Below are 14493 nucleotides of genomic sequence, written 5' to 3'. Positions count from 1 at the left end.
GTTTTCGCTGCGGGCATCGCGCCTTTTCCATAATCGAGAGGATTGCCTTCATGGCTGACATCATCAATCCGCTGGGCCTGAACGGCTTCGAATTCGTGGAATTCACCTCGCCCGATCCCGAAGCCATGGGGCGGCAGTTCGAACAACTGGGCTTCGTCGCGAGCCATCGGCATCCGACCAAGAATATCACCCGCTACAGGCAGGGGCGCATCAACCTGATGCTGAACCGCGACGATGCCGGGCGGGTGGCGGCTTTCCGGGGCGAGCATGGGCCGTCCGCGAGCGCCATGGCCTTTCGCGTGGCCGATCCGGAGGCGGCGATGCAATGGGCGCTGGAGCATGGCGCGAAGCCGACCGATGAGGACGATACCGTGATCCAGGGGATTGGCGGCTCCTATCTCTATTTCATCAAGGATGGGGAAGACCCGTATGCGGGCTGGGCGGAGTTTGCCGGGTGGCGGGAGGCCGAGGCGGCGAACAATGTCGGTCTCGATCTGCTCGACCATTTGACGCATAATGTGCGGCGCGGGCAGATGCGGGTGTGGAGCCAGTTCTACCGCACGCTGTTCGGGTTCGAGGAGCAGAAATATTTCGACATCAAGGGGCAGGCGACCGGGCTGTTCAGTCAGGCGATGATCGCGCCGGACAAGGCCATTCGCATTCCGCTGAATGAAAGTCAGGACGACAAGAGCCAGATCGAGGAGTTCATCCGCCAATATCATGGCGAGGGAATTCAGCATCTGGCGCTGACCACCGACAATATCTACGATACGGTGGAGAAGTTGCGGGCGCGGGGCGTCAGGTTGCAGGATACGATCGAGACTTATTATGAGCTGGTCGACAAGCGGGTGCCGGGGCATGGCGAGGATTTGGAGCGGTTACGGAAGAACCGGATATTGATCGACGGGTCGGTGGAGAATGGCGAAGGGATTTTGCTCCAGATCTTCACCGAGAATATGTTTGGGCCGATCTTCTTCGAGATCATCCAGCGCAAGGGGAATGAGGGTTTCGGGAACGGAAATTTCCAGGCCCTGTTCGAGAGCATCGAGCTGGATCAGATACGGCGCGGAGTGATTTCGGTCGATGCCTGAGGGGGCGAACTCCCCGGTTTGATTTGCTTTGTGCTCCTGCGGCCCGAAGGGGGGCGTAAGCCAGGGCAGGAGCACGGGGGATTGTGGGGCAATCGGAACCGGTTCGGATCAATCGCGGCTGCTTTTGCGTAGCAGGCGGACGCAAAATCCCGGCGGCACCATATGCAAAGCGTGCTTTTCGCGACCTGTCCGCACTCCATGACTTTGCACCGTTCCGGTTGCTTCTTTCATGCCCTGACAATCGCCCAAAGCCTATGAATTCCCTCGGTCGAAGCATTTTGCGTTCACGCAATATGCGCATGGGGGAAAGCGATGCGTTTGGGTTTGAGGGCCAGGCTGACGATCGCCATCGGGCTGACCGCCGCTTCGGCTTTTCTGCTGCTGGGCGTCAGGGAATTGCGGAACGCTTCCGCCGCGACGGTTGAGGGCCGGGACGCGCCCGCGAGGGTGGCCGCGCCGGTCGCGCTGCTGGTGCAGGCGGCGCGGGCGATCAGGACCGGGGAGACGATCAGCGCCGCCATGATCCGCAATGCGGCGGGCGATCCGGCGCGCTTTCCCTATGCCGCGACCTCCGCCGAAGTGGTGGGGAAGGTCGCCACGCGGGAGATTCCGGCCGGGGCGCTCATCGCCCGCGACGCGGTGGGGATGGAAAGCAAGCTCGCCATTCGCGTGCCCATGGGGATGCGCGCCATCAGCATCGACACGACGGCGGAGATCGCCGTGGCCGGGCTGGTCCGGCCGGGCGACCGGGTGGATGTGCAGGTCGTCTATCCGGGGGCGGACGCCATCAGCGGGGCGCGGGGAGCCGGACGCAGCCGGGCGCAGACGCTGTTGCAGATGGTGCAGGTTCTGGCCGTCGGTGAAGTGGTGGTGGGGACGCAGCAGGCGTCCGGAGCCAATGACGGCGTGGAGGGGGCGCTGGCCGCCCCTCCCCCGCCTGCGCGGACGGTGACGCTGGCCTTGACGCCGGAGCAGGTGTCGACGCTGTCGCTGGCGAAAAGCACGGGCGCGCTGACGCTGTCGCTGCGCAATCCGGCGGATAGCGCGCAGGTGGCGGTGGCCGTCGCGGCTTCGGCCGGGTTGGAGCCGGGGGTCGCGCCGGTCGCGCCTAGGGTGGTGGCGGTGCCTGCGCCGCGTGCCGTGGTCCGCCCGGCGGCGCATGCCATCGAACTGGTCGTGGGCGACCGGCGCGAGACCATCTATTCGGGGAGTGGCGGGCGTTGAGGAATTCCGGGCATTTTGGGTTGAGCCTTTCGATCCGGTTCAGGGACGCGGATTGGTCTTGTTTTCAGTCATCCCGGCGGAAGCCGGGATCTCCGGCGATAGGGCGCGGTCTGGCCTCACGAGATCCCAGCTTACGCTGGGATGACGGTGTTTATGGGCGGCGCGCTGCTCTATGGCCGGTCGCCGGGTTGATCGCGCTGGCCTTGCCCTTGGGGGCGATGGCGCAGACGGCGTTGCGGGTGAAGGAGCAGCATGTCCTGTCCTACCCCCGCGCCATCGGGCGGGTCGAGGTGGATCGGGAGGGGGTGCTGGCCGTCGCCGCGCCTTCGGCCCGGTCGCTGCGGCTGACGGCGATCGGCGAGGGAGAGGCGACCGTCAGCGTCTATGGCGGCGATGGCGGGTTGATCGCGCGAGAGCCGGTGCGCGTGGGGGCCGATGCGGCGGCGAGCGCGCCGGTGGTCCGGGCGGGCGAGCAGGTGGTGGCGGTGGATGTGCAGTTCGCCGCCGTGTCCGCCACGACGCTGAAGGCGCTGGGGTTCAATTTCTCCAGGCTTTCCGGCGATATTCAGGGGGCGATCGTTTCGCCCAGCAGTCTGGGGAGCGCATCCTTCAATCCCGATGGGCTGTCGCTGGAGGCGAGCGCGCCGATCCAGAATGCGTTCAACCTGTTCCTCTCCGCCCCCAATCGGGGGATCGGGGCGGTGTTGAGCGCGCTGTCCTCCAACGGCCTGTCGCAGCTGCTGGCGCAGCCGACCCTGCTGGTGCGGTCCGGCGAGCAGGCGAGTTTCCTGGCCGGGGGCGAGTTTCCGGTGCCGGTGCCGCAGGTTTCGGGGTCCGGCAATACGCTGTCCATCCAGTATAAGGAATTCGGGGTGCGGTTGTCGGTGACGCCCTTCGTGTTGTCGAAGGAGCATATCGTGCTGAAGATCGCGCCGGAGGTCAGCGAACTCGATTATAATAATGGCGTGCAGTTGCAGGGCTATGTCGTGCCGGGGCTGCGGCGGCGGTCGGCGGAGACGACGGTCGAACTGGGCAGCGGGCAGAGCTTCGTCATCGCAGGCCTCAGCTATTCCAGCCAGACGGTGACGAAGGAGAAGACGCCCCTTCTGGGCGATATTCCGGTGCTGGGCGCCTTCTTCAAGCGGCAGCAGAACCAGAAGGAGAAGCAGGAGCTGATCATCGTCGCCACGCCCCGGCTGGTGGGGCCGGTGAAGCCGGAGGAGGTGCCGCCCCTGCCCGGCGCGGCGACGGCGGGCATCGATCCGGGGATAGGCGACATGATTTTGGGCACGGACGGGCTGGACCAGTCCAGCGCGCCCTTCGGCGTGGTGCGGCGGTGAGCATGGCGAAGATCCTTCTGCTGTCGGTCGACCGGATGCTGGCGCAGCGCATCGAGGAAGCGGCGGGCGGCCGCGCCACGGTCGAGCTGGCGCAATCGGTCGAGAGCGAGGCGCTGGACGGGCCGGCGCTGATCGTCATCGACCGCGCCGCCATTCCGCCCGAGCGCGCCCTGTCGGTCGCGATCGGCGCCGTGGTGGCGGGCGCGGGCGGGCGGCCCGTGCTGCTGGCGACGGATGAGATGGAGGCGGGGCCGCTGCTGCGCGCCATTCGCGCCGGCGTGCACGACGTCGTTCCGCGCGACGGGGAGCGCGGGGAGATCGCCCCCATATTGGCGCGGCTGTTGAACGAGGCGGCGGCGGACCGGGGCAGCCGGGGACGGCTGACGCTGCTGCTGGGAGCGGATCGCGACGCCTGCGCGATGGTGGCGACGGACATGGCCGTCGCCACGGCGGCGCGGGGATCGACGCTGCTGATCGACTGCACCCTGCCGACGAGCGCGGCGGCGACCTATCTGGACCTGGGCGTCGATTATGGGCTGGCGTCCGCGATCAGCGACATGGACCGGCTGGACGCCAGCCTGCTGGCCAGCACGGTGGCGCGGCATGGGCCGAGCGGGTTGATGCTGCTGACCTTCGACGGCGGGACCGGCGCCGAACCGGCAGGACTGGGCCCGGGCGACCTGGCGGCGCTGATCCGGCGGCTGCTGGGCTGTTGCGGGCATGTGGTGTTGAATGCGGGGAGCCTGCGCCATGGCGGGCTGCTGCGCGAGGTGGTGGCGGAGGCGGATCGGGTCGAACTGCTCTGCGGCCAGACCATTTGCGAGATCGAGGCGTGCCGCCGCCTGCTGGACAGGATCGGGACGGAGCGCGAGCGGATAGAGGCGATGCGGCTGCTGGTGTGGGACCATCTGCCCGGTTTGCTGCTGGATGGGCGGCGGATGGCGGATGCGCTGGGGGTCGGCGCGGCGCTGGCGCTGCCCATCGACCGGGCGCGGATGCGCAATGCGCTGAACGCCGGGCGGCCGATGGCGATGGAGGCGGATGGCGGGGCCTATATGGCGGCGATCCGGCGGGTTTGCGGGGTCGCGCCGAAGCCCGGCGGGATCGACCGGTTGCGGGGGGCGATGCTGCGCGTCGTCCAGCGTGCGTCATGAGCCTGCTGACCGGCGAAGAGGGCTTCATTCCGGCGCGGGAGGTGCGGATGGCGCCTGTCGCGCAGCCGGCGGCGCAGCGGATGAGCGACATCTATCAGATCGCCAAGGCGCAGACCTGCGCCCAGTTGATCGAGCAGCTGGAGGCGCGGGGCGATACGGCGGAGACGCTGGGGCCGAGGGCGCTGCGCGAGGAGATAGAGCAGGTCGTCGCCAGCCGCAGCCGCCGTGGGCAGATGGCGCTGAACAGCGCGGAGCGGCTGCTGCTGATCGAGGATGTCGAGGATGAGGTGGCGGGCATGGGCCCGCTGGCGCCGCTGCTGCGCGATCCAGGGGTGGACGACATCATCGTCAACGGGCCGGGGCATATCTATGCCGAGCGGGGCGGGTTGCTGGAGAAGGTCGAGACGCGGTTTCGCGACGACGCGCATCTGATGAACATCATCCAGCGGATCGTCGGGCCGATCGGGCGGCGGGTGGATGAGGCCAGTCCCTATGTCGATGCGCGGCTGGCGGACGGGTCGCGGGTGAATATCGTCATTCCGCCGGTGGCTCTGGATGGGCCGACGCTCTCTATCCGCAAGTTCCGGTTGCAGAGCATGACCATCGAGGACTGCGTTTCGGCGCAGATGATGAGCGCGGACATGGCGGCTTATCTGAGCGCGGCGGTGCGGTCGCGGCTGAACATATTGATCTGCGGCGGGACGGGGGCGGGCAAGACGACTTTGCTCAACATGCTGTCGACCTTCATCGGCGACCGGGAGCGGCTGATCACCATCGAGGACGCCGCCGAACTGCAGTTGCGGCAGAGCCATGTGGTGCGGCTGGAGACGCGGCCGCCGACGGTCGACGGCAGCCGCGAGGTGAGCAGCCGCGAACTGGTGCGCAATGCGCTGCGGATGCGGCCGGACCGGATCATCCTGGGCGAGGTGCGCGGCGTCGAGGCCGTGGAGATGTTGCAGGCCATGTCGACCGGGCATGACGGGTCGATGGCGACGCTGCACGGCAATAGTCCGAGGGACGCCTTTGCGCGGCTGGAGATGCTGCTGGGCTTTGCCGGGGTGCAGAGTGACGTGCGGGCGATCCGGCGCTTCATCGCCAACAGCGTGCATGTGGTGGTGCAGTTGCAGCGGCTGTCCAACGGCAGCCGGCGGGTGATGTCGGTGAGCGAAGTCACCGGGCTGGAGGGGGACGCCTATTCGCTGAATGAACTGTTCGCCTTTCAGGAGCAGCCCGCGCTGTCGGGGACGGGGGAATTTCGCACTTTGTCGTTGCGGCCCTTTTTCGCGGGGCGGCTGAGGGATTATCGGGGCGCGCGGCCGTGCTGAGCGGGGCGGCCTTTCTGATATTGTCGCTGCTGATCCTGATGGGGATCGGCTGGCCATTGCTGGCGCGGCAGGCGCGGCAGCGGGCGGCGATCGACCGGCGGCTGGGACTGGCCCCGACCGCGGCGATGCCGCGCCCGGCGGTGCTGGCGGCGCCGGACCGGATGGCGCCGCTGCTGGCGCAGGCGCAGATCGACGTGACGGCGCGGGCGCTGGGCATGGTCGGCGGCGGGCTGCTGCTGATCGCGCTGTTCGCCCTGCTGGCGGCGGGGCCGGTGGCGGCGCTGGCGGTGGTGGCGGGCGTGCCGATGGCGCTGGTCGGCTGGGTGCGGCGGCGGGCGCAGCGGCGCGTGGAGGCGCTGATCGAGGCATTGCCCCATTATATCGACGCGGTGCGGCAGATGCAGGCGGTCGGCAATTCGCTGGCGCAGGCGCTGGACCGGGCGCTGGCCGACGCGCCCGCCGTGGTGCGGAGCTATATCGCGCCGGTCGCAAGGCGGCTGGAGCTGGGCGCGCCGGTGGCCGATGCGATGCAGGTGCTGGCGGAGCGGCTGCGCGTTCCTGAAATATCGATGCTGGCCGCCGCGATCCGCACGAACATGCGCTATGGCGGGTCGATTTCGGCGGTGCTGCTGAACCTGGCCAACATCCTGCGCGAGCGCATCCGCATCAAGCGCGAGCTGAAGGCCGCCATTTCCGAAGCGAAGATCAGCGGCTGGGTGCTGATCGTCATGCCGCTGGTGGCGATGGCCGTGCTGGTGGCGATGAACCCCGATTATATCGGTTTCTTCCTGCGCGATCCGCGCGGGCATCGGCTGGCGGCGATCGCGCTGGTCTTGCAGGGCATGGGCATGCTGGTGATGCGGCGGGTGATGAGGCTGGCCTTCTGATGGGGGCGCTGTTCCTCCTTTGCGCGGCGCTGGGCGTCGCCTGCGCCGCGATGGGCGTGCGGATGCTGCTGGCCGACCGGCGGCTGGAGGCGCGGCTGGGCATGGCGGGCGACCGGCCGGGCTTCCGCCTGCCCGTGGCCTTCGCCGCCAGGGGGCGGGACCGGTCGGAGATTGCCGACAGGCTGATGCTGGCGGGGTTCCAGGATGCGCGGGCGGCGGACCGGTTCGTCTGGGCGCGGATGGCGGCGACGGTCGGCGCGGGGCTGGCGGCGATGCTGGTTTCGCGGATCGGCTGGGGCGGATTCCTTGCCCGGCCCCTGCTGATCGTCATCGCCGCCGGCCTGACCTATGTCGGGGCGAAGCAGGCGATCCATCTGCTCGCGGCGCGGCGGGCGCGGGCGATCATGGCGGAATTTCCCTTCCTGCTGGACCTGATGCTGATGATGCTGGAAAGCGGCATCTCGCTGGACCAGTGCTTCCGCGCCATTGCGCGGGACGAGGCCATTGCGGTGCCGCACCATGCGCGGCTGATCGCGATGCTGGTCGCCGATCTCGACCGGGGCATGCGCTATGAGCAGGCGCTGGACCGCTGGGCGGCGCGGGTGGCGGTGAACGGGGCGAAGGAACTGGCGGCGCTGTTCCGCCAGGCGCTGTTCCAGGGGGTCGAGCTGGCCCCCGCCCTGCGCGAATTCGTGCGGGAGTTCACCCAGCGCCGCGTCGCCAGCGCGCGGGAGGCGATGGGCGGCATCACCGTGCGCATGGTGGTGCTGATGATCCTGTTCTTCATGCCCGCCCTGTTCGTGGTGCTGGGCGGGCCGCCAGTGGTGGCGATCTTCGATACTTTGCGGGGGGTGTCGCAATGAGGCGGTTGATGCTGGCGGCGATGCTGATGGCGGCCGCGCCGGGGGAAGCGGAGGAAGCGCCCGACACGCGAGGGCTGTATCTGCAACTCATCCACCAGGCGCGGGCCGACGGGCGGCCACGGGCGGCGCTGGCCTATCTGGACGATTTCGAGCGGCGCTATCCGGGCGATGCCGAGGCGCGGCTGCTGCGGGTCAACAGCCTGATCGACCTCGGGCAGATCGACGCGGCGGAAGTGGTGGTCCTGCCGCCGGAGACGGCGGGCGGTGGGGTCAGCGCGGTGCGCGGGCATCTGCTGGCGGCGCGGGGGCGGTGGGACGAGGCGGCGGCCTGGTACGAGCGGGCGAGCCGGGCGAGTCCGGCCGATCCGCTGCCGCGCAATGCGCTTGGCTATGCGCTGTTGCGGGCCGGGCGGGTCGGCGCGGCGATAGAGGCGTTGCGCGGGGCGAGCGATCTGGGGCCGCAACTGGCGGTGGTGCGCAACAACCTGCTGCTGGCGCTGATCATCGGCGGGCGGCGCGACGAGGCGGAGGCCGGGTTGCGCCGGGCGGGAGACGGGGCGCTGCGGCAGAAACTGGCGGCGGAAGCGGCGCGGATCGGCAAGGGAGGATGAGATGGTGGTGCTGTTGCTGATGGCGGCTGCGCCCGCGCCGGCGCCGGCGCCGGCGGGCGAAGCGCGGCGGGTGGTGGAGGCGCAGCTGAAGGCCCCGGTGCGCGAGGATGCGGGGCTTTCGGCGGAGGAGGCTGCGGTCATTCGGCAGCGCTATCTGGAGTCCATCGGCCGGCGGGTCGAGCGGGCGGTGGACGGGGCGCGATGATCCGGGCGCTGTGCATCGCGTTTCGTCGGGCATGGCTTCGGCGGCTGGCTGGCGACCGATCCGCCGCCGTCGCGCCGCTGATCGCGGCATTGGGGGCGGTGTTGATCGGGGCGGCGGGGTTCGCGCTGGATGGGGGGCTTTATTATGTGAGCCTGCGCAATCTGCGGGCGGCGACCGATGCGGCTGCGCTGGCCGCCGCGCAGAATCCGGCGCAGGCGGCGGCGCGGGCGCGCGATAGCCTGAGCCGCAACGGATATGATCCGGCCATTCTCCGATCGGTCGAACTGGGCCGCTATTGCGCCGATGCGGGGCTGGGCGCGGCGCAGCGCTTCGACGCGAGCATGGCGCTTTGTCCCGGCAATGGGCGGGTCAACGCCGTGCGCATCCGCACCGGGAAGCCGGCGCGCCAGTTCCTGATGCGCGTGCTGGGTCCGGCCAACCCCCTGCCCGACCTGTCGGCCAGCGCCACGGCGGCGCGTATCGACGAGGCGGGGATCGGCATCAGTTCCGGCGTGCTGACCGTCACCAATGCGCTGGTGAACAGCGTCAACGACCTGCTGAGCGCGCTGCTGGGGATCAAGCTGCGCCTCTCCACCGCCGATGTCGAGGCGTTGATGGCGAGCCATGTCGATGCCGGCCTGTTCTTCGACGCGCTGGCGCAGCGGGTCGGGGAGAGCGGCAGCTATGGCGCGCTCACCGCGCGCACGGTGGCGCTTCGCGACCTGCTCGCCGCCGCCGCCAGCGCGGCCGACAACAGCGCGACCGCCGCGACCCTGAACCTGCTGGCCGGGCAGGTCGGCAATGGATATGCCGTGCCGCTCAACGGCCTGTTCGGCCTGGGCGTGTGGAAGAACATGCCGGTCGGCGGGGCGGACGAGAAACCGGCCCTGCGCGCCGGGATCAATGCCTATCAGCTCTTTTCCTACGCGGTGCAGGCGGGCAATGGCGCGGTGGACCTGTCGGACGCGGTCGGCACCGTGGCGCCGGGCAGCAGCGTCCTGCTGGCGGCGATGGCGACCGGGCCGATGGACCGGCCCCGCTTCTCCTTCGGTCCGGCGGGGGAGACCGGCGTTTCCACGTCCGCCTTGCGGCTGCAACTGGATGTCGGGATCAGGAATGTCAGCCTGCTGGGCGTTCCGCTGATCGTCGTCAACCTGCCGGTCACGATCGACATTGCGGCGGCGCAGGGGCAGGTCAGCGCCATCGATTGCCCCGACACGGCGGAACAGGCGCGCGACACGCGGGTGACGGTGCAGGCCGGCAGCGGCCTCGTCAACGCCTATATCGGCGCCTTGCCCGCCGGCGCCATGACGCGGCCGATGCCGCCCCTGTCCGCCGCCGACGTGCGTCCGGTCCAGATCGTCAATGTGCTGGGCGTCGTCGCGGTGGACAGCCGCGCGGTGGCGCAGCCGGTCATGGGCGCGAGCGGCGCCGTCGTCTTCGGCCCCGGCGGGCAGGGCCGCATAGGCCGTCCCGGATCGCCCGGCACGCCCGCCAGCATCGGCAACGGGGCGCAGGTCGGGCCGCTGCTGACATCGCTGGTGGGCAGCCTTGGCGGACAGGACGGGTTGCAGGTGACGTTGCTGGGATCATGCCTGCCGATCGTCTGCGACGCGACCCGGGCGCTCGCCCGGTCCCAATTGTCGAGCGCGGTGGTCAATCCGGTCGCCGGGCTGGTCGGCACCACCATCGATCCGCTGGTCACCAATCTGCTCGCCGCGCTGGGCGTCCAGCTTGGCCATGCGACGCTCTGGGCGACGGGCGCGCGCTGCGGGGTGCCGGTGCTGGTGTGAGTTTTCATGGCGGCGCGCGGTTCCCCCTCGCCATGCGCCGCCGGTCCTTTGCGGAGGGGATTGGAGGACAAGCATGAACAAGTTTCTGGGTTCGCTGATCGCGAAGCTGGCGCGGGATGAGAAAGGCCTGACGGCGGTGGAATATGCCGTGCTGGGCGCGGTGGTGGTCGCCGCCATCGTCGCGGTCGGCGCCAATTTCCGCACGCAGCTGGGCGCCGCCTTCACGACGATGTTCAACAGCGTCAATCCGGGCTGATCGGGATGCGCGCGGCGCGGCGGCTGCGGACATGCGAGCGGGGGCTGGCGGCGCTGGAATTCGCGCTGCTGGCGCCTGCGCTGCTGATGCTGGTCTTCGCGGTCGTGCTCTATTCCTTCTACTTCGCCGCGCTGATGGGCGTGCGCCATGCCGCGGTGGAGGGCGCCCGCGCCGCCGTGGCGGGGCTTTCCACGGCGGAACGCACGGCGCTGGCGCAGGGCCGGGCGCAGGCGGTGATCGGCGGCTATGGCACGCTGCTGGCGGCGGGGGGCGGGCCCGTCGTCACGGCAGGGCCCGATGCGACCGGCACGTTCCGGGTGCGGGTCAGCTATGACATGAGCGGCAGTCCGATGATGCGTTATGCGGCCTTCATACCCATGCCCTCCCCCACGGTGAGCGCCAGCATCGTCGTCACCAACGGGAGCTATTGAAGGGAACGCCCCTTAAACCTGTGTTAGCGGCCTTCCGCTTTGGCCCGCCGTCCAGGAACCGGGGGCGCGGTGCGGCGCTTGCATGGGAGTCACGCCCATGAGCAGAGGAGCATCCCATGTCCGTCATCGACAGGATCGTCGCAGCCGTCACGCCGCCGGAATCGGAAGAGGACCGCGCCCGCGCGCGGGAGAAGGCGCGGGCGGCGGCCATGGCGGGGGACTGGCTCGACCAGATCCTCCAGCACCACCAGCAGATCGAAATGGCCTTCAGCGAGGCGGAGGCGGCGATGGACGCATCCAGCCGGACGCGCGCCCAGAGGAAGCTCGCCGCGCTTCTGACCGCCCATTCCAGCGCGGAGGAGGCGGTCATCTACCCGCAGCTTTCCCACGGTCACAAGACGCATATGGCGATGGCCTATGAGGAGCAGCAGGCCGCCAAGGTCCAGCTTGCGCTGCTGGAAGCGCTCGATCCGCTGAGCGAGGATTGGAGCGAAAAGCTGGAGCATATCAGGGGCGCGGTCGCCCATCATGTCTATGAGGAGGAAAATGACCGCTTCCTTCATCTGAAGGAGGAAATTCCCCCGGCGGATCAGGAACGGATGACCGCGCGCTATCGGGAGGAGATGGCGCGTTACGACAGCGGGCTTTAGAGCCAATCGACATTCAGCCCTGACGGCCTGCAAATGACGCTTTTCCGTGCTTCCGGTGCCCACCTACTTTGAGTAGGCTGCGCGCCGGGTCACGGAAAACCGCCATTTTACCTTCGGTGGCCTTCGGCTCGGCTCGTCATCATCTGAATGTCGATCGGCTCTAGGGCGTTTTCCAGGCCGACAGGATCATCGGCCGACTTGGAGAGGGCGGTAGAAAAAAGACCTGAAGCGGCCGATCCGATATAATCGGCTCGGCCGCTTCAGGGTCGGTCCTGTCCAGCCTGTGGCGGGTCAGCCCGCCGAAGGGCGGGGCTGCGCGGCGGCGGCGAGGTGGGCGGGCACGGTGCGGATGGCGGGGGCCCTGGTCATCCGGCGGTAGGTCGCCAGCGCCTGTCCCACCACCTGGTCCATGTTGTAATAGCGGTAGGTGGCGAGCCGCCCGACGAAGGTGACGTCGGTCTGCACCATCGCCAGCGCTTCATAGCGTTTGAAGAGCTGCTGGTTTTCCGGCCGGGGGATGGGGTAATAGGGGTCGCCGTCCGCAGCGGGGAATTCATAGGTGATGCTGGTCCCCGGCACCTGCTGCCCGGTCAGATGCTTATATTCGGTGATCCGCGTGTGCGGCACGTCGGGGGACGGATAGTTCACCACCGCCACCGGCTGGAACCGGTCGACGTCCAGGCTGACATGCTGGAACCGGAGCGAGCGGTAAGGCAGCTTGCCATGGCGATAGCCGAAATATTCGTCGATCGGGCCGGTGAACACCAGATGATCGTGCGGATAGGCGTCGCGCGCCTCGCAATAGTCGACGCCCAGCAATATGTCGATATTGGGATGGTCCAGCATCCGTTCGAACATGCGCGTATAGCCTTCGAGCGGCATCGCCTGGAACCTGTCGGTGAAGTAGCGATCGTCCTTATTGGTGCGCGTCGGCACGCGCGAAGTCACCGCCTTGTCCAGTTCCGACGGGTCGAGACCCCATTGCTTGCGCGTATAGCCCTGGAAGAACTTCTGGTAGAGTTCCCGGCCCACGGCGGAGATCACCACATCCTCCGACGTGCGGACGACCGACACCGGCTCCGCCTGCGCGGCGAGGAAGGCGGCGGCCTCCTCCTCCGTCCCCAGGTCCAGGCCGTAGAGCATGTTGAGCGTGGTCCGGTTGATCGGCATCGGCACCAGCAGGTCGTCCACCGCCGCCAGCACGCGATGTTCATAGGGCCGCCATTGGGTGAAGCGGGAGAGATAGTCGAATATCTCCTGCGAATTGGTGTGGAAGATGTGCGGCCCGTAGCGGTGGATGAGGACCCCGGCATCGTCCAGCTCGTCATAGGCATTGCCGCCGACATGCGGCCGGCGGTCGACCAGCAGCACCTTCCTGCCGCCGTCCGCGGCCAGCCGTTCGGCCATGACGGCGCCCGCGAAGCCCGCGCCGACGACCATCACGTCATAACGCCGCGGCGGGCCGTCCTTCCAGCTGGTGGGCGACACAATGGGATGGGCATGGGCGCCGCGCGAGATCGCTTCCCTGATGAGGCGGCTCATCTGCTGGAAACTCTTGTCCCAGGACATGCCGGCCAGCACCTTGTCCGCCTCCGCCAGCCAGTCGCCGCCCGAGCGGGACAGGGCCAGCGCCGCGTCGCAGGCGCGGATGAAGGCTTCGCCGCGCTCCGCGATGCGCACCGCGCCGATCCCACCGTAATGGCGGATGACGTCGGCGATCGGCGTCGACACGACCGGCTTTCCCGCCGCCAGATATTCGGGCGTCTTGGTCGGGCTGATGAAGCGGGTCGCGTCGTTGATGGCGAAGGGCATCAGGGCCACGTCCCAGCCCGCGACGCAGCCGGGCAGATCGTCATAGGAGCGGCCGCCCAGGAAATGGAGATTGGGCCGTCGCGGCAGGTCCGCCTCGCCGATCTTCACGACCGGGCCGACAATTTCCAGATCCCAGCCGGGGCGCGCATCGGCCAGCGCCGCCAGCAGTTCGACATCCATCCTTTCATCGACGACGCCGTAGAAGCCGAGGCGCGGGCGGGCGTCCTGCGCAGGTTGCGTTCGGGCGGAGCGGGCCTGGGCGAAATGCGCCGCGTCGACGCTGGAGGGAAAGGGATAGACATGGCCGTGCCTGTCCTTCTTCGCTTCATAGAGGCTGTAGCCGCCGGTGAACACCAGGTCGGCCTGGGAGAGCAGGCGCTGTTCCAGCGGCAGCAGTTCGGGCGGCGCGCCCCTGAAATTGGCCAGCTCGTCCATGCAGTCGTAGACGATGCAGTCGGCCATGACATGCTCCGAAAAGGGCAGCATCATGGGGGTGTAGTACCAGCGGACGAACGGGCCGGATTCGCCCGCCAGGAACAGGTCGAGCAGGCCCTTCAAATTCTCCCCATCCTGTTCGCGCGCGCCGTCGGCGGGCAGTTGCGGCGTGATGACGGTGACGCCGCTGGCGGCGCAGACGTCGATATGCAGGTCGGGCTCCGCCAGCTTTTCGACAAGGCAGGGTTCTTCCCAGAAGAGGACGCGGGACTGGGCGGCGAAGCGACTCATCAGGTGCTGGGGACGTTGAAAGACGAATTTCCACCGCAAATGACTGAAGCAGAGGATGGTATGCGTGCCGTTCGACGGAATTGATCCAGATTCATGCCAAGGGGAAGACTGGGGCTGGACCATTA

The 14493-nt window shown here is 68.5% G+C and carries 14 protein-coding genes; 13 read left to right on the top strand and 1 reads right to left on the bottom strand.

Annotation, left to right across the window (positions count from 1 at the left end; all coding sequences use genetic code 11):
- Positions 1 to 50: 50 nt before the first annotated feature.
- The 13 genes from hppD to H5V43_RS16465 all read left to right on the top strand — a co-directional run bounded on the left by hppD (position 51) and on the right by H5V43_RS16465 (position 11830).
- The gene (hppD, locus tag H5V43_RS16525) at positions 51 to 1091 is read left to right on the top strand and encodes a 4-hydroxyphenylpyruvate dioxygenase (protein ID WP_025551574.1); all 1041 of its coding nucleotides are present in this window, start codon (positions 51 to 53) and stop codon (positions 1089 to 1091) included.
- A 312-nt stretch (positions 1092 to 1403) separates the two neighbouring features.
- Positions 1404 to 2315, top strand: a complete 912-nt coding sequence (gene cpaB, locus H5V43_RS16520) for a Flp pilus assembly protein CpaB (protein WP_065847675.1) — start codon at positions 1404 to 1406, stop codon at positions 2313 to 2315.
- A gap of 218 nt (positions 2316 to 2533) precedes the next feature.
- Positions 2534 to 3655 (top strand): type II and III secretion system protein family protein, encoded by a 1122-nt coding sequence (locus tag H5V43_RS16515; protein WP_044662947.1) that lies wholly within the window; start codon positions 2534 to 2536, stop codon positions 3653 to 3655.
- A 2-nt stretch (positions 3656 to 3657) separates the two neighbouring features.
- Positions 3658 to 4809, top strand: coding sequence for a CpaE/TadZ family protein (locus H5V43_RS16510; RefSeq protein ID WP_025551568.1), 1152 nt, complete (start codon positions 3658 to 3660; stop codon positions 4807 to 4809).
- A complete protein-coding gene (locus H5V43_RS16505) occupies positions 4806 to 6134 on the top strand; it encodes a TadA family conjugal transfer-associated ATPase (RefSeq protein ID WP_025551566.1) in 1329 nt (442 codons plus the stop codon). Before H5V43_RS16510 ends, H5V43_RS16505 begins: the two co-directional genes overlap by 4 nt.
- A complete protein-coding gene (locus H5V43_RS16500) occupies positions 6128 to 7021 on the top strand; it encodes a type II secretion system F family protein (RefSeq protein ID WP_025551564.1) in 894 nt (297 codons plus the stop codon). Before H5V43_RS16505 ends, H5V43_RS16500 begins: the two co-directional genes overlap by 7 nt.
- Positions 7021 to 7884: a type II secretion system F family protein gene (locus H5V43_RS16495; RefSeq protein WP_025551563.1), complete on the top strand. Its 864-nt coding sequence runs from the start codon at positions 7021 to 7023 to the stop codon at positions 7882 to 7884. The genes H5V43_RS16500 and H5V43_RS16495 overlap by 1 nt, the downstream gene beginning before the upstream one ends.
- 8 nt (positions 7885 to 7892) lie before the next feature.
- On the top strand, positions 7893 to 8495 hold the full coding sequence (locus tag H5V43_RS16490; protein ID WP_025551562.1) for a tetratricopeptide repeat protein: 603 nt from the start codon (positions 7893 to 7895) through the stop codon (positions 8493 to 8495).
- Between the two features lies 1 nt (position 8496).
- The gene (locus H5V43_RS16485) at positions 8497 to 8700 is read left to right on the top strand and encodes a hypothetical protein (protein WP_103001658.1); all 204 of its coding nucleotides are present in this window, start codon (positions 8497 to 8499) and stop codon (positions 8698 to 8700) included.
- A complete protein-coding gene (locus H5V43_RS16480; protein ID WP_025551560.1) occupies positions 8697 to 10493 on the top strand; it encodes a TadG family pilus assembly protein in 1797 nt (598 codons plus the stop codon). The genes H5V43_RS16485 and H5V43_RS16480 overlap by 4 nt, the downstream gene beginning before the upstream one ends.
- Before the next feature lie 73 nt (positions 10494 to 10566).
- Entirely contained in the window at positions 10567 to 10749 is a 183-nt protein-coding gene (locus H5V43_RS16475) for a Flp family type IVb pilin (RefSeq protein ID WP_025551558.1), read from the top strand.
- Between the two features lie 5 nt (positions 10750 to 10754).
- Positions 10755 to 11180, top strand: coding sequence for a TadE/TadG family type IV pilus assembly protein (locus tag H5V43_RS16470; RefSeq protein WP_025551556.1), 426 nt, complete (start codon positions 10755 to 10757; stop codon positions 11178 to 11180).
- 116 nt (positions 11181 to 11296) lie between these two features.
- Positions 11297 to 11830, top strand: coding sequence for a hemerythrin domain-containing protein (locus tag H5V43_RS16465; protein WP_025551554.1), 534 nt, complete (start codon positions 11297 to 11299; stop codon positions 11828 to 11830).
- 291 nt (positions 11831 to 12121) lie between these two features.
- On the opposite strand, the gene glf is transcribed toward H5V43_RS16465, so the two are convergent.
- Positions 12122 to 14368, bottom strand: a complete 2247-nt coding sequence (gene glf / locus H5V43_RS16460) for a UDP-galactopyranose mutase (RefSeq protein WP_065847779.1) — start codon at positions 14366 to 14368, stop codon at positions 12122 to 12124.
- Between the last annotated feature and the right edge of the window lie 125 nt (positions 14369 to 14493).

The sequence above is a fragment of the Sphingobium fuliginis genome (assembly GCF_015074805.1).
GTDB lineage: Bacteria > Pseudomonadota > Alphaproteobacteria > Sphingomonadales > Sphingomonadaceae > Sphingobium > Sphingobium fuliginis.
Note: the sequence above shows the minus strand (reverse complement) of the source record. Positions and strands in the feature narration are given on the sequence as shown.

Excerpts from the sequence above, each read along its gene's own strand:
- hppD (WP_025551574.1), top strand. The coding sequence starts at position 51 with ATGGCTGACATCATCAATCCGCTGGGCCTGAACGGCTTCGAATTCGTG.
- cpaB (WP_065847675.1), top strand. The coding sequence starts at position 1,404 with ATGCGTTTGGGTTTGAGGGCCAGGCTGACGATCGCCATCGGGCTGACC.
- H5V43_RS16515 (WP_044662947.1), top strand. The coding sequence starts at position 2,534 with ATGGCGCAGACGGCGTTGCGGGTGAAGGAGCAGCATGTCCTGTCCTAC.
- H5V43_RS16510 (WP_025551568.1), top strand. The coding sequence starts at position 3,658 with ATGGCGAAGATCCTTCTGCTGTCGGTCGACCGGATGCTGGCGCAGCGC.
- H5V43_RS16505 (WP_025551566.1), top strand. The coding sequence starts at position 4,806 with ATGAGCCTGCTGACCGGCGAAGAGGGCTTCATTCCGGCGCGGGAGGTG.
- H5V43_RS16495 (WP_025551563.1), top strand. The coding sequence starts at position 7,021 with ATGGGGGCGCTGTTCCTCCTTTGCGCGGCGCTGGGCGTCGCCTGCGCC.
- H5V43_RS16490 (WP_025551562.1), top strand. The coding sequence starts at position 7,893 with ATGCTGGCGGCGATGCTGATGGCGGCCGCGCCGGGGGAAGCGGAGGAA.
- H5V43_RS16485 (WP_103001658.1), top strand. The coding sequence starts at position 8,497 with ATGGTGGTGCTGTTGCTGATGGCGGCTGCGCCCGCGCCGGCGCCGGCG.
- H5V43_RS16480 (WP_025551560.1), top strand. The coding sequence starts at position 8,697 with ATGATCCGGGCGCTGTGCATCGCGTTTCGTCGGGCATGGCTTCGGCGG.
- H5V43_RS16475 (WP_025551558.1), top strand. The coding sequence starts at position 10,567 with ATGAACAAGTTTCTGGGTTCGCTGATCGCGAAGCTGGCGCGGGATGAG.
- H5V43_RS16470 (WP_025551556.1), top strand. The coding sequence starts at position 10,755 with ATGCGCGCGGCGCGGCGGCTGCGGACATGCGAGCGGGGGCTGGCGGCG.
- H5V43_RS16465 (WP_025551554.1), top strand. The coding sequence starts at position 11,297 with ATGTCCGTCATCGACAGGATCGTCGCAGCCGTCACGCCGCCGGAATCG.
- glf (WP_065847779.1), bottom strand. The coding sequence starts at position 14,368 with ATGAGTCGCTTCGCCGCCCAGTCCCGCGTCCTCTTCTGGGAAGAACCC.